Source organism: Bifidobacterium sp. JNUCC 75, assembly GCF_054819865.1.
This window is the reverse complement of sequence record NZ_JBTHIF010000001.1, coordinates 1,996,335-2,010,399: the sequence shown is the minus strand read 5'-3', so window position 1 is coordinate 2,010,399 and position 14,065 is coordinate 1,996,335. Positions and strand designations below refer to the sequence as shown.

Sequence of the window (14,065 nt, the reverse complement as noted above, 5' to 3'; positions counted from 1 at the left end):
ATCCCCCGCCCTGACCTACACAGGGGAGCAGGGAGGAACGTGCCAGTCAAGGCTCAAACCCCCCGGGGCCGATACTCCTCCCGCGCCCCACCACGTCCATCCTGCCAAGTGCTGGGCAACCGCGACGACGAGAAGTGGGCATGCAACCATCCCGCCATGGCAGCCATCCTCGCCTGATTCCAGCCAGAGCAAATACCTTTTATATGGCCAAACCGGCCATGTAGAATTGAACAAGATGATCATCCGCCACAGGCGGGAACGACAAGGAGGAGCAGATGGCTTTCAACGGGAATCCGCGGCCGCAGGCCCCATACAGTCAGTACGCACAGCAACCGATGCCTACCACGCAGGGTGGTGAACCCTACGGCATGGGTTCGCCCATCGACACCAACGCAGCATACAGCTTTGAAAAGGCGGAACGGGTCTCCATGTCCCGTGCCTATGCGGAGATGGCCGTCGGCCTGCTGGTCACCGCCCTGACCGCCTACCTGACTGCTCGGACCGGTCTGCTCTTGGCCTTCATGCAGGCCACGGGCACCTTGGGCTGGATCGGCATGGCCGTGGTCCAGGTGGCCTTCGCCATGGTCCTGAGCGTCCGTGTTATGCGCATGCGCACCTCCACCGCCCGGGTCATGTTCTACATCTATGCGGCCCTGATGGGCTTCACCCTGAGCACCATCTTCATGACCTACTCCCTGCCGTCAATCATGCTGACCCTGGTGATCAGCGCAGGCTTCTTCTTCGTCCTGAGCATGCTGGGGCTGACCACGCGGCGCAACATGCTGGGCATGGGGTCCATCTTCATGGCCGGCCTGCTCATGCTGATCCTGGTCCAGGTGGTCATGCTTTTCGTGGCCCCCTCCAACACGGCCCTGCGCGTGGTCTCGGCCATCGGCATCATCCTCTTCGCCGGGCTCACCATGTACGACGCCCAACAGACCAGGGTTATCTTCGCCACCTACCGCAGCCAGGGGCCGGAAGCCATCAAGCGAGTCTCCATCCTCTGCGCACTCAACCTCTACCTGGACTTCGTCAATCTCTTCCTCTACATCCTGGACCTGGTCGGCGATCGCAACTGACAAGGAAATCCCCGCCCCTGGCATTGGTGGCGGGGATTTTTTATATCTTCTTCAGGCTTCCTGGTTAGCTCTGGACAGCAGACCACGCAGCACGTACTGCAGGATGCCGCCGTTGCGGTAATACTCGGCCTCGCCAGGTGTGTCGATACGCACCTTGGCCGCAAACTCCACCTTGCTACCATCGGGCCGCTGAGCCCGCACCTGAACCTGCTCGGGCAGGGAGCTGTTCAGGGCATCGACGCCGATCAGGTCATAGGTCTCCTGGCCATCCAGACCCAGGCTCTGGGCCGACTGACCCGCTGGGAACTCCAGCGGCAACACGCCCATGCCAATCAGGTTGCTGCGGTGGATGCGCTCGAAGGATCTGGCGATGACGGCTCGCACGCCCAGCATCCTTGTGCCCTTGGCCGCCCAATCCCTTGAGGAGCCTGTGCCGTACTCACTGCCGGCCAGTATCACCAGGGGCGTGCCCTGCCTGGCGTAGTCCTGTGCCGCCTCGAAGATGGTCGTCTCCTGACCGTCCAGGAAGTCGTAGGTGAACCCTCCCGGGCGCACATCCAGCCCCGCCGAGGCCAGCAGCTGGTTGCGCAGGCGGATGTTGCCGAAGGTGCCCCGGACCATGACCTCGTGGTTGCCGCGCCGGGAGCCGTAGGAGTTGAAGTCCCTGGGGGCTATGCCATGCTCCTGCAGGTAGCGGCCGGCCGGTGCGTCGGCCTTGATGGCCCCTGCGGGCGAGATGTGGTCGGTGGTGACCGAATCCCCCAGCAGGGCCAGCACCCGGGCCCCATGGATGTCCTCCAGGGGGTCGGGCTGGGCCTTCATGCCGTCGAAGAAGGTCTGGCGGCGGATGTAGGTGGAATCCTGGTCCCAGTGGAAGAGCTCGCCCTCCGGCACCTCCAGCTTCCGCCAGCGCTCATCCCCGCCGAAGACATCCGCATAGTCGCGCAGGTACATGTCCCGGTCCAGGGCGGTGCCCACCACGGACTCGATGGCCTCCTGGGAGGGCCAGATGTCCGCCAGCATGACTGGTTTGCCCTGGCTGTCCTGGCCCAGGGGGTCGCGCCAGGGGTCGAAGTCCATGGTGCCTGCCAGGGCGTAGGCCACCACCAGGGGCGGCGAGGCCAGGTAGTTCATCTTCACATCCGGGCTGATGCGCCCTTCGAAGTTCCTGTTGCCCGAGAGCACAGCCGTCACCGTCAGGTCATGATCGGCGATGGCCTGGTGAATGGCCGGGTCCAGGGGGCCGGAGTTGCCGATGCAGGTGGTGCAGCCGTAGCCGACCAGCTCGAAGCCCAGGGCGTCCAGGTCCTCGCTCAAGCCGGTCCGGGTCAGATAGTCCGTCACCACCTGGGAGCCAGGAGCCAATGAGGTCTTGACCCAGGGCTTGGGCTTGAGGCCCCGGGCGCGTGCCAGGCGGGCCAGAAGACCAGCAGCCACCATGACCGAGGGGTTGGAGGTGTTGGTGCATGAGGTGATAGCCGCAATGACCACATCCCCGTCCCGCAGGCTGAACTCGCTGCCGTCGGCCTTCTTGACCGGCACAGCCTCGCCGTCGCCGTCCCTGTCCTGGTCGCTGTAATCCTTCAAGTCCCGATGGAAGGTCTGCTGGGCCTGGTCCAGCAGGATGCGGTCCTGGGGCCTCCGGGGGCCGGCAATGGACGGACGCACCGTGGACAGATCCAGCTCCAGCACCTGGGAATACTCGGGCTCGGGGCAGTCGGCATCCTCCGGGTCCATCCACAGGCCGTTGGCCTTGGCATAGGCCTCCACCAGGCGCACATGCTCGTCGCTGCGGCCGGTCAGACGCAGGTAGTCCAAGGTGATTCGGTCGATGGGGAAGATGGCGCAGGTGGAGCCGAACTCAGGGCTCATATTGCCCAGGGTGGCCCGGTTGGCCAGGGGGACCTGGGCCAGGCCCTTGCCGTGGAACTCCACGAACCTGCCGACCACGCCCACCTCGCGCAGCATCTGAGTCACGGTCAACACCACGTCGGTGGCGGTAACCCCCTCGGGAATGGATCCTGTCAGCTTGAAGCCCAAGACCTGGGGCACCAACATGGAAATTGGCTGGCCCAGCATGGCCGCCTCGGCCTCGATGCCGCCCACGCCCCAGCCCAGCACGCCCAGGCCGTTGACCATGGTGGTGTGGGAGTCGGTGCCCACGCAGGAATCCGGGTAGACCAGGGCCGGCCCCTCCCCCTTGGTCCTGTCCCTGCGCATGACCACCTGGGCCAGGTACTCCAGGTTGACCTGGTGGATGATGCCGGTGCCCGGGGGCACCACGCGGAAGTTCTGGAAGGCCTGCTGGCTCCAGCGCAGGAAGCGGTAACGCTCACTGTTGCGCCGGTATTCCATGTCCATATTGTGTTCCAGGGCGCCGGGCACGCCGGAGCTGTCCACCTGGACGGAGTGGTCGATGACCATCTGCGCAGGGATGAGCGGGTTGACCAGGGAGGGATCGTCGCCCAGGACATTGACGGCATCACGCATAGTGGCCAGGTCGACCATGCAGGGCACGCCGGTGAAGTCCTGCATGAGCACCCGGGCGGGGCTGAACTGGATCTCCCTGTCGGGCTGGGCCTTGGGGTCCCAGTCCAGAAGTTGATCCAGCTGGTCGCGGGTCACCGTGGTTCCGTTCTGGTGCCGCAACAGGTTCTCGGCCAGGATGCGCAGGCTGTAGGGCAGGTGGTCGATTCCCGGTAAATCGCTGATCCGGTAGTATTCGAACTCCTCAGAGCCCACCTTGAGCTTGGAACGACCGGCATCTTGTGCGGATTCTGACATGCACCACCCCTTCCTTGGACGCTCAGGCATTAGTCCTTGCGCCCATGTGGACCGGCGGCGGGAGAACCCCAAGCCGTCAGCGACGCTTATCTGTGCTTTTGAGGTTCATTCTTAACGCCCATGTGTTACCTGACGGATGTAACGTGCGCATGCTGGATAGCCCAGGACGGCCAGGACCATGAGCAGAGCACCAACTAGGGCGAAGGCCACGGTGGCGGCCAGGGCAGGACCGGTGGGCAGACTGATGGCGAAGAACTGCGCCACTATGGGAATCAGGGCTCCGATCACTCCGACTGCGGTGAAGAAGAGGACCAGCAGGCCCCTCCAGGAGCGCAGGGGTCGGGCCACCTGGGTCAGGACCAGCACGCCCATGCAGAAGAGAATGATGGCGCAGACGGACCGCCAGCGTCCCAGATCCCCGGGCCGAGCCAGGTTCAGGCCCAGCAGACCGGGCAGGCTCCAGGCCGCCGCCAGCACAATGAAAGCCGTGGCGATGCCCGAGGGCAGGGCGAAGGTAACCACCCGCTTGAGGAAGCCGGGCCGGTAGCGCCTGGTGTTGTGGGCCAGCGCCAGGAAGAAGGCCGGCGTGCCGATGGTCAGGGCGCCGATATAGGTGATGTGCCGTGGCAGGTAGGGGAAGGGGATGCCGGTCAGGACCACGCCCAGGGAGATCAGGGCCGAGTAGACAGTCTTGACCAGGAAGAGGCCGGCCACACGCTCCATGTTGGCCATGACTTGCCGACCCCGGGCCACTACGTCAGGCAGATGGGAGAAGCGCGAATCCACCAGGACCAGCTGTGCCACGGCCTTGGTGGCGGCCGCCGCATTGCCCATGGCGATGCCCAGGTCCGCCTCTTTCAGGGCCAGGGAATCGTTGACCCCGTCGCCGGTCATGGCCACCGTGTGACCCTTCAAGTGCAGGGCCTGGACGATGGCCTTCTTCTGGTCGGGCAAAACCCGGCCCAGCACGTCCACGTCCTCCAGAACCTCGGCCAAAGCTGCCGTGTCTTCAGGCAGCTGACGGGCATCCATGGCCCGGGGTGCCCGGTCGCCGGTCAGACCCACCTTGCTGGCGATGGCCGCCACCGTGGCCGGGTTGTCGCCCGAAATGACCCGGCAGCGCACGCCCTGTTGACGGAACCATGCCAGGGTCTCGGCAGCGTCGTCGCGGATGTGCTCAGAGCAGGTGATCAGGGCCAGGGGCTTCAGGTTCCCGGGCAGATCGGGACTGCTGGTGAAGTAGTCAGACTGGTCGGTGCTCGGATACCCATCGGGGGCGGCCAGCATCAGCACCCGGTAGCCGCGGTCGGCTAGGTCGGCCACTTGCTGATCCACCTGGGGCCATCTGCCCGCCTGGGATGCCAGGAGCACCTCCGGGGCGCCGAAGTACCAGATCCGCCCGGACTGGTCGGCCACGGCGCTCCACTTGCGGGCCGAGGAAAAGGGCAGGCGGCTGACGGCTCTGCCGGGGTGCGGATCATCCATCCCCTTGAGGATGGCTCGGCCGGTGGCGTTAGGGCTCTCCTCTGCGCAGACGTCCACCAGGGCCTGCCGGAGCTGCTGTGCCGGCAGATCCTCGGCCAGCTGGTGCAGGTCGTCATAGACGATGCCCCCGTCGGTGATGGTGCCGGTCTTGTCCAGATTCAGGGCATCCACCCTGGCCAGGGTCTCCACGGACTCCATCTGCTGGACCAGGGTCTGATGCCGGGCCAGGCGGATGGCGGCCAGGGCGAAGTTCAGGGAGGTCAAGAGGACCAAACCCTCGGGGATCATGCCCACAACACCGGCCACGGCAGACACCACAGCCTGCCGCCAGGCTCCCGTGGCCAGCGCCGTCTGGAAGCCGCCCACGGTCCGCATCTGGGTGAAGATGAGCAGCAGACAGAGGGGAATGACCACTACCGTCATGACCTTGAGGATGGTGTTGATGCCCTCGTTCAGGTCAGAGCGAACCTTCTTGTAGACCTTGGCCTTGGCCGTCAGCGTGGCGGCGTAGGAGTCGGCGCCCACGGCGGTCACCTGGGCCAGAGCCATGCCCGAGACGGCTGTGGAACCCGAGTAGACCTGGTCGCCCGGCTTGTGCTTGACTGTGCGCGACTCACCGGTCAGCATGGACTCGTCCAGCTCCAGACCGTAGGTGTCGATGATCTGCGCGTCTGCGGGCACCTGGTCCCCAGAGCGGATCCAGAGCAGGTCCCCCTTGACTATGGCATCGTGGGGCACGGTCAAGTTGCGCCCATCCCTGCGCACCGTGTAATCGGAGGCCACCAGGATGGACAGTCCGTCCAGGGTGTGCTTGGCCTTGAGCTCAGTGGCCACGCCAATGCCGGTGTTGATGATGATGATCAGGCCAAAGACCGCGTCCTTCCACTGCCCGGTCAGCAGGACCACCACCATGGCGGTCAGGATGATCCCGTTGAAGAGGGTGAAGACGTTGTCACGGATAATCTGGCCCAGGCTGCGCGAGGTTTGGTCCTGGGAGACGTTAACCAGACCCTGGGCCTTCAGCTGCTCCACCTCCTGCGAGCTCAGCCCCGGCCGGTCAGTGTCAGGAAAGCCTGTGCCCACTGTCGGCTCTTGCTCACTGCCTGTGCTCATCCTCGGCCCCCTCTCGGTCGGCGCTCAGGCGCACGGCCATGATCCTGGCATGCGGCCCGTCGTCCACTATGGTCTGCAGAGCGTCAGCCAACATAGGCGAGTGCGGATGCCCAGCAGGATCCACCGGGTGGACCGTAGCCGCATAGTAGAGCCTACCTGGGTCAGGGGTCCAAGCCTTGGCGCTTTGAGCGAACTCTACCACAGGGATGCCCGCCTTCCGGGCCGCCTTCAGGACGGGAGTCCAGTTCCCGGCCCCGGGCCGACGGATCAGAATCAGACTGACACCCCGGTTGACGGCGTCCTGCACCCCATCCTGCTGATCGCTAGTGGACTGCGCTGAGGAGAAATAGCCCTTTATACGCTCCGCTTTCAACGATGCCAGGATGCGGCTGTCAAGACCGGCATCTGGGTCCTTGTCACCTGTCTGCGGGCAGCCAATCAAAGCCACTAGTATGTCGGAGCGATCGACACCGTCATGGGGCACGGTGCCATCATTCCAGGAGTCGCCCACTGCCCTGCCCTTTGGGGCACAGCCGGTCAGCATGGGCAAGCCTGCCAACAGGGCGACCGCCATCAACAGACCGCAGAGCCGCCTGACCACTGCCAAGACCCGCCCGGCGCGGTTCAAGTCAGCGCCGCCTTCCCGCCGTGCGGGTGAAGACCGCCACCGTCTCCACGTGGTGGGTCATCGGGTAGATGTCAAAGGCCTCAAGATGCTTGGGACTATAGCCTAGGGAAATCAGGGTGGACGTATCCCTAGCTAGGCTGGTCGGATCGCAGGCCACATAGATGATGGTCCCAGCCCCGCTGGCGGCCAGCAGTCGACAGACCGCAGCCTTGGCGCCGGCTCTAGGAGGATCAAGTAGGATCAGGTCGGGATGGCCCAGTCCCTTGGCCGGACCTCCAGTCAAAACCTTGGCCACATCCCCTCGACGCAGGACCACTCGGTCCAGTCCAGCCCGTTTCACATTGTTTTTCGCACTGGCAATGGCTCCGGCGGAACCCTCCACAGCCAGGAGCCGGGCTCGTCCGTCCGCCAGGGCAGCCAGGGGCAGGGTGAAGAGACCTGATCCGCAGTAAAGATCCCAGATAACCGGCTCAGCGACCCCAGCCAGGGCCCGCTTAGCCTGGTCCAATACCGCCTTGGCCAGTACGACCGGAGCCTGACGGTGAACCTGCCAGAATCCGTCAGCCTGGACCCGGTACTCAGGTCCCGTCCCTGCCTCCAACCGCTCTGTTAGCAGGCGGCTCCCCTGGCGCAAGCGGCCATTGACCAGCAGGGCGTAGTTATCGCCGACCGGTCCCCCATCACGTGACTGTGGCACGGCCAGGCGTATGCGTGCACCGGCGGGCAGGCCGCCTTCCCAGATACCCAGGTCCTCGGCCAGCTTCAGCAGCTCCTGCGTAGCAAGGGGCATGGTCTGAATCGGTAGACGGTCATGCGAACCCCTCCGACGCATGGAGGGACGGCCCTGTTCGTCGGCCACCAGCTCGATTCGGGTCCTCCAGTGTAGACCGCCCAACTCTTCATCGCCTGGAACCCGAGCCACAGGCACCTGGACATCCACCCCACCCAGCCGGGCCATCTGCTGGCCGATCAGATCGGCCTTCCAAGCCAGCTGACCGGGAAGGCTCACGTGAATCAAATCGGCGCCGCCCAGTCCTCCTCCCCAGGCCAGCGGTCCAGCCAGGGGCCAGACTGGCTCACGGCGGTCAGGACTGGCCTCCAGCACTTGAGTTGTCTCGCCTGTGGCGAATCTACCGGCTCGGCCGTGAGGCTCGTCCAAAAGAACCTCCACCAGCTCCCCAGGCAGGGCAAAGCGGACGAAGACCACCCGGCCGTCCTCCAAGTGGCTCACGCAACGGCCCTGGTCGGCATAGCGTTCGATGCGCAGACGAACCCTGGTTTCAGTCATGATCGGCATGGACCTCCTGGTCGACCTGGCGACGATGATAAGGGCCTCCGATCAGCAGCCAGCTGATCCAGATGCCCAGAGCAAACAGGGGCAGGCCCAGGATCAAACGCGCTGCGCCGAGGAACCCGACGGAGCCGGCCATGTAGAGCGGCAGCTGAACCAGCAGACGAAGCGCAAAGACGGCGATCCAGACCAAGGTGGCCTGGGTATAGGCCCGAATCAGATCAGGTTCGCCCCGCCAGGAGACCAGCCATTGCTTCCAGCCTGAGACGACGGGTCGGCGCAAATACTCCACCAGCAGGCCTATGCCGGGCATCCGTGCCAGCAGTGAGGCGGCCAAAACGATAATCCAGAATCCGTTGGTCAGGAATCCTGGCAGGTAATAGTTGCGGGCATCCCGGGTCAACCATGCAGCCACCAAGCAGATGCCCACCGAGAGCAAACCGGTCAGAGCTCCCAGAAAAGACTGCCGCTGGACCAGACGAATCAAGAGTTGCAACAGGGCCAGGGCTGCTGAAACCGCAACGGTCAGACCCAGACGGCCGGTCACCAGGAAGAAAAGCAGAAATACCAGTCCTGGCAGCAGGGACTCGACGATCCCCCGCCATCCGCCGATGGCCTCCATGACGGAGAAATCGTCGTCGGCCAGCGCTGCCAGCCCGGAATGCTTCTGCTTCACAGCCTTAGCGAACCTCCGAGAACATGGGTCCGCGAGACAGTGTGGTCTTCACCTCGGTCTGCTGGTCCGAGTCGAAGGGCCCCTCCGGCTTGCCAGGGATCTGCGCGCTCTCATCGTCCTTGGACTCCGAGTCTTCAGCTTCCCCGCGGCGCTGATTGGGGGTGATGGGCGCATGCATGGGAACCAGGTCACGAGGGGCCAGAGGCTCATCGCCACGGACCACCACCAGGTCGGCCAGGTAACCGTCAAGAACATCCTTCTCCTTGCCGCCCTTGGCTGCCGGGCCGGAGAAGATGCCACGCAGCATCCAACGGGGTCCGTCGATGCCCACCACCCGAGTCAGCAGGTTCTTGCCCTTGACCTTGACAGGCAGGGTCAGCTCCTTGCCAAAGACGCCGTCCACCTCCTTGCAGGAGGGGTTGGCCTTTAGCAGGTCGGCCCGAACCTCGTCCCACAGGCCTAGGGACTTGGGGGCAGCGAAGGGCTCCAACTCCAGACTGGAAGACTTATAGGTGATGGTGGCTCCCAGCACGTCGCCGGTCTGCGAGTTGGCCTTGAGCCTCAGCTCGCTGCCCTGCAGGAAGGGAAGCATCAGGGCGCCGATGTCCAGGTACTCATCGGTGTCGGGCGCCTCGGGATCGATGCTGTCCCAAGGGCCTTGGCCGCTCTGCTCGGCTTCGTCCTGCTTCGCAGCCGTCTCGTCACGATCCGTCTCTGACGTCAGATCAGATTGCTCAGTGGATTCCTCAGCGTCCTTGGACTTGTCGAGCCCCTTGGACTTGTCCTCCTCATCCTTGACGTCCTCCTCTGCCTGCCTCTTGGCGCGTTTCCTGCCGAAACCGAACAATCCCATGATGCCTCATTTCCTTGTGAGTCTGTGCAAAGGATACCTAGTCGAGACCCAGGCGCAGCTTACCGCCTGGGATCGCGTCCAGCAGATCCTTGGTGTACTGGCGCTGCGGATGGTCGAAGACCTCGTCGGTGGTGGCGTGCTCCACCAGCCGACCGTGCTGCATGACCACCACCTCGTCGGCGATCTGCCTGACCACGGCCAGATCGTGGGTGATGAACAGGTAGCTCAGACCTTGCTCGGCCTGAAGGTCGTTGAGCAGCCGCAGCACCTGGTCCTGGACCAGCACGTCCAAGGCGGAGACGGCCTCGTCGCAGATGATCACATCCGGATTCAGGGCCATGGCCCGAGCGATGGCTATGCGCTGACGCTGACCGCCGGAAAGCTCGTTGGGATAGCGCCCCATGACCGACTCGGGCATCTCCACCATGTTCAGCAGCTCCTTGACCCGCTTCTGCCTGGACTTGGCGTTGCCGATTTTGTGGATGCGCAGGGGCTCCTCAATGGAGCGGTAGATGGAGTACATGGGGTCCAGGGAGCCGTAAGGGTTCTGGAAGACCGGCTGCACGTGCCGCCGAAACTCCATGAGCTGACGGCTGCCGAAGTCGGCGATGTCCTGGCCCTCGTAGGTCACGCGGCCCGAGGTGGGCTTGAGCAGGTGCAGAACCATGTTGGCCACGGTGGACTTGCCCGAGCCGGACTCCCCCACGATGGCCAGGGTGGTTCCCCGCTTGACCGAGAAGGAGACGTCGTCCACTGCCTTGAACATCTCCTTACGACGCGGCAGCCTGAACTCGCGGGTCAAGTGCTCCACAGTGATGACGTGCTCGCTGCGCTCCAGGGTGCTCTCGCCCTTGACATGATGCTCCAGCAGCCCCTCGGCATCCTGACCACGTTGCTTGGCGGATATGATGCGCTGGGAGGCCAGCGAGGGCGCAGCCTGGACAAGCCGCTTGGTGTAAGGGTGCTGGGGGTGTTGCAGGACCTCCAGGCTAGGCCCTGACTCCACCACCTGACCCCGGTACATGACCACGATGTGCTGGGCGCGCTCGGCTGCCAGACCCAGGTCGTGGGTGATGAAGAGCACCGCGGTGCCCAGGGATTCGGTCAGGCTGCGCAGGTGGTCCAGAATCCTTTTCTGGACCGTCACATCCAGGGCGCTGGTGGGCTCATCCGCAATCAGCAGGTCAGGGCGGGAAGCCAGGCCGATAGCGATCAGGGCGCGCTGGCGCATGCCGCCGGAGAACTCATGCGGATACTGCCGGGCCCTGGTGGCGGCCTCAGGCAGCCCGGCCTCCGACAGCAGACCGGCAATACGGTCATCCATATCCGATCCGGTCACATGCTCCTTGGCCAGCGTCCAGGCTTTGTCGTCATTCACACCGGCATCGATCAGGGACTTGGCCACACCCCATCGGGTCTCGGAACCCACATCCCACTCGGCCTTCATGGCCTCCATGGTCTTGTCCACGTCGGCAACCCCGGCGTCGCTCAGGGCCTGGCGAGCGGCCTCGAGCAGACCAGGCAGGTCCTTGGAGGAGATGAAGAGCTCGTCGTCAGACTTCTTTACTTTCACCTCTTCGTCGCTAGCCAGAGCCTTGGCCAGCCGGGAGCGCTTCTCCCGGGAGACATCCATGTGGTTGGCGGTCAGCGCCTCCTTGACTTGGGAACCGATGCGCCAGACCGGGTTCAGATTGCTCATGGGGTCCTGCGGGACCAGGCCTACCTGGGAGCCGCGTAGTGCCTCGTAGTCCTTGCGGTCCAAGCCCACCAGCTCGCGACCCTTGAGTCGGATACTGCCGCCGGTCACTTTGCCGGTGCCAGGCAGAAGACCAAGCACAGCCATGGCCGAGGTGGACTTGCCCGAGCCGGACTCCCCCACGATGGCCACCCACTGGCCGGGATAGACGTTGAAAGAGGCATTGCGAACTGCGTGGACGGTGCGCCCATCGGCGGTGAAGTCCACCTGCAGGTCCCGTACATCGAGCAGGGGCTGATTCTCCTGATTGGTGGTCATGTTCTTGTCTGCTTCAGTCATGCTTCCTCCACTCAGGCCGTTCTGCTCTTGGGATCCAACGCATCCTTGACCGCGTCACCCATCATGATGAAGGCCAACACAGTGATGGCCAGGGCTGCGGAGGGATAGAAGAGGACCGAGGGATTGGTGGTCAGGAGGCTCTGGGCCGTCGAGATATCCCCTCCCCAGGAGACCACGGTGGAGGGTAGGCCGATGCCCAGGAAGCTCAGAGTGGCCTCAGAGACGATGTAGCTACCCAGCGACATGGTAGCCATGACAATGACCGGAGCCAGTGAGTTGGGCAGGATATGCCGGAAGAGGTTGCGCAGAGGCGTGGAGCCCAAGGCCGTGGATGCGGTATTGAACTCCAGGTTCTTGGCTTCCAGGACGGCGCTTCGGGTGATACGCGCCATGTTGACCCAGCCGAAGAGAGTCAGAGTCAGTATAATCTTCCACAGTGATGTGGAGGTACGGAACATCTGCAGGAGCACTATGGCACCCAGGATCATGGGGATCGCGAAGAAGATGTCGGTGATGCGGCTGAGCACTGCGTCAACCCAGCCCCCGAAGAATCCGGCGATTGCGCCGATGAGTCCGCCGAAGACGGTGACCAGGATGGTGGTCATGATGCCGATGGCCACCGAGGTCCGTGCACCGTGGATGACGCGGCTGTAGACGTCGCAGCCCTGCAGGTCGAAACCGAAGGGGTGTCCCGGCCGACCTGGCTCCACAGAGTTGGACAGGTTGCAGGCCATGGGGTCCTGCTTGGCGAAGAGGTTGGGGAAGAGGGCCACCAGGATGACCACAATCGCCAGGATTGCAGAGATGATGAAGAGCGGGTTGCGTCTCAGGGTCTTCCACGCATCAGCCCACATGCTGGTAGGCGGCACGTCCTCATCCACCGAATCCACCTCGCGCAGTGGCGTCTCGTCAATGGGGGCCACGAACCGCTCCTGCCCCGGCAGGGGGTCCGGGAAGTATACGTGGACCTGGCTTTCGTTCTGTTCGCTTGACTCGTTCATTGCCGTTTCACTCATAGTCGGTCCCTCTCCCTCACGCATACCGGATTCGCGGATCGAGCACTGCGTAGAGCAGGTCGACCAGGAGGCTGGTGATGACGAAGATCAGGACCAGAATGGTCACGATGGAAACCACCAGGGTGCCTTCGCCCCTCAGGATGGCCTGGTAGAGGGTGTTGCCCACTCCCTGGATGTTGAAGATGCGCTCGGTGATCATGGCTCCGCCCATGAGTCCGCCGATGTCGGCGCCTAGGTAGGTGACCACGGGTATCAGGGAGTTGCGCAGCACGTGCCGCACGATGACGGACCGGTTGCTCATGCCCTTGGCCCGGGCCGTGCGTACGTAATCCTCGGAGATGTTAGAGGTGATCTCCGTCCTTGTCAGACGGATGATGGAGGCCATGGAAACCGACCCCAGCACGACGGCCGGCATGAGCAGATCAATAAAGCCCGGATTGGCCCCGGCCGTGGCTGGCAGCAGATGCCATTTGACCCCGAACAAGTACTGCAGGATGAAGCCGGTGACGAAGGTAGGTACCGAAATCAGCAGCAGGGAGAGGACCAGGATGATGTTGTCCGACCACTTGCCCTTGGTCAGGCCGCCGATGATGCCGAAGATCACACCGAAGATGCCCTCGAAGACGAAGGCCATCAGGGCCAGTTTGATGGTTACCGGGAAGGCCCTGCCGATTACGCTGATCACGGGCTGACCGGCGAAAGTGTTACCGAAGTTCAGTGTTAGCGCGTTCTTCAGGAAGAGCACATACTGCACGATGAAGGGCTTGTCGAGATTATATTCCGAACGTATCTGTGCGGCAACGGCCTGGTTAACCGGCTTGTCCCCGAACATGGCGGCCACAGGGTCACCAGGAAGCGCGAAGACCAGCGCGTATATCAGCAGTGTCGTGCCGAGAACGACGGGGATCATCTGCAGAATACGTCGCAGAAGATATTTTCCCATCGGCTATTCTCCTTTGTCATCCGCGACCGGGATCGGCATGGGGATCGGGGCCGCCGCAAAAATTCTTGTTTGAGTCTACCAGCACACCTCAACAGGGGTGTAAGAACACCAGGGCCGGCGCGGAGTAAATCCTTCCGCGCCGGCCCGGGCGGTGTCAGTTTT

General features: G+C 63.6%; 11 protein-coding genes. 2 read left to right on the top strand and 9 right to left on the bottom strand.

What is annotated here, in order from left to right:
• The first annotated feature begins 39 nt into the window (after positions 1-39).
• A complete protein-coding gene (locus tag ACVWNW_RS07960; RefSeq protein WP_261254253.1) occupies positions 40-177 on the top strand; it encodes a hypothetical protein in 138 nt (45 codons plus the stop codon).
• A 98-nt stretch (positions 178-275) separates the two neighbouring features.
• Positions 276-1,079: a Bax inhibitor-1/YccA family protein gene (locus ACVWNW_RS07955; RefSeq protein WP_454482121.1), complete on the top strand. Its 804-nt coding sequence runs from the start codon at positions 276-278 to the stop codon at positions 1,077-1,079.
• Between the two features lie 51 nt (positions 1,080-1,130).
• On the opposite strand, the gene acnA is transcribed toward ACVWNW_RS07955, so the two are convergent.
• From acnA to ACVWNW_RS07910, 9 genes are all read right to left on the bottom strand, one after another.
• Positions 1,131-3,863, bottom strand: a complete 2,733-nt coding sequence (gene acnA / locus ACVWNW_RS07950) for an aconitate hydratase AcnA (RefSeq protein WP_454482119.1) — start codon at positions 3,861-3,863, stop codon at positions 1,131-1,133.
• Between the two features lie 111 nt (positions 3,864-3,974).
• Entirely contained in the window at positions 3,975-6,461 is a 2,487-nt protein-coding gene (locus ACVWNW_RS07945) for an HAD-IC family P-type ATPase (RefSeq protein WP_454482117.1), read from the bottom strand.
• Positions 6,445-7,089, bottom strand: coding sequence for a substrate-binding domain-containing protein (locus tag ACVWNW_RS07940; protein ID WP_198207091.1), 645 nt, complete (start codon positions 7,087-7,089; stop codon positions 6,445-6,447). Before ACVWNW_RS07940 ends, ACVWNW_RS07945 begins: the two co-directional genes overlap by 17 nt.
• A gap of 1 nt (position 7,090) precedes the next feature.
• Positions 7,091-8,377 carry a class I SAM-dependent RNA methyltransferase gene (locus tag ACVWNW_RS07935; protein ID WP_198207093.1) on the bottom strand — a complete coding sequence of 429 codons (1,287 nt, stop codon included), beginning with the start codon at positions 8,375-8,377 and terminating at the stop codon, positions 7,091-7,093.
• Complete coding sequence (locus ACVWNW_RS07930; RefSeq protein ID WP_110425098.1) at positions 8,370-9,056, bottom strand: DUF3159 domain-containing protein; 687 nt, start codon at positions 9,054-9,056, stop codon at positions 8,370-8,372. The genes ACVWNW_RS07935 and ACVWNW_RS07930 overlap by 8 nt, the downstream gene beginning before the upstream one ends.
• Before the next feature lie 4 nt (positions 9,057-9,060).
• Positions 9,061-9,909, bottom strand: a complete 849-nt coding sequence (locus tag ACVWNW_RS07925) for a DUF3710 domain-containing protein (protein ID WP_454482114.1) — start codon at positions 9,907-9,909, stop codon at positions 9,061-9,063.
• A 37-nt stretch (positions 9,910-9,946) separates the two neighbouring features.
• Positions 9,947-11,944 (bottom strand): dipeptide ABC transporter ATP-binding protein, encoded by a 1,998-nt coding sequence (locus ACVWNW_RS07920; protein WP_454482112.1) that lies wholly within the window; start codon positions 11,942-11,944, stop codon positions 9,947-9,949.
• Positions 11,945-11,955: 11 nt separating this feature from the next.
• On the bottom strand, positions 11,956-12,945 hold the full coding sequence (locus ACVWNW_RS07915) for an ABC transporter permease (protein WP_454483442.1): 990 nt from the start codon (positions 12,943-12,945) through the stop codon (positions 11,956-11,958).
• 31 nt (positions 12,946-12,976) lie between these two features.
• Positions 12,977-13,903, bottom strand: coding sequence for an ABC transporter permease (locus ACVWNW_RS07910; protein ID WP_015021632.1), 927 nt, complete (start codon positions 13,901-13,903; stop codon positions 12,977-12,979).
• Positions 13,904-14,065: the final 162 nt, after the last annotated feature.

Bases quoted from the DNA above. Each gene is read 5' to 3' on its own strand.
- ACVWNW_RS07955 (WP_454482121.1), top strand. From the start codon at position 276: ATGGCTTTCAACGGGAATCCGCGGCCGCAGGCCCCATACAGTCAGTAC.
- acnA (WP_454482119.1), bottom strand. From the start codon at position 3,863: ATGTCAGAATCCGCACAAGATGCCGGTCGTTCCAAGCTCAAGGTGGGC.
- ACVWNW_RS07945 (WP_454482117.1), bottom strand. From the start codon at position 6,461: ATGAGCACAGGCAGTGAGCAAGAGCCGACAGTGGGCACAGGCTTTCCT.
- ACVWNW_RS07935 (WP_198207093.1), bottom strand. From the start codon at position 8,377: ATGACTGAAACCAGGGTTCGTCTGCGCATCGAACGCTATGCCGACCAG.
- ACVWNW_RS07925 (WP_454482114.1), bottom strand. From the start codon at position 9,909: ATGGGATTGTTCGGTTTCGGCAGGAAACGCGCCAAGAGGCAGGCAGAG.
- ACVWNW_RS07920 (WP_454482112.1), bottom strand. From the start codon at position 11,944: ATGACTGAAGCAGACAAGAACATGACCACCAATCAGGAGAATCAGCCC.
- ACVWNW_RS07915 (WP_454483442.1), bottom strand. From the start codon at position 12,945: ATGAACGAGTCAAGCGAACAGAACGAAAGCCAGGTCCACGTATACTTC.
- ACVWNW_RS07910 (WP_015021632.1), bottom strand. From the start codon at position 13,903: ATGGGAAAATATCTTCTGCGACGTATTCTGCAGATGATCCCCGTCGTT.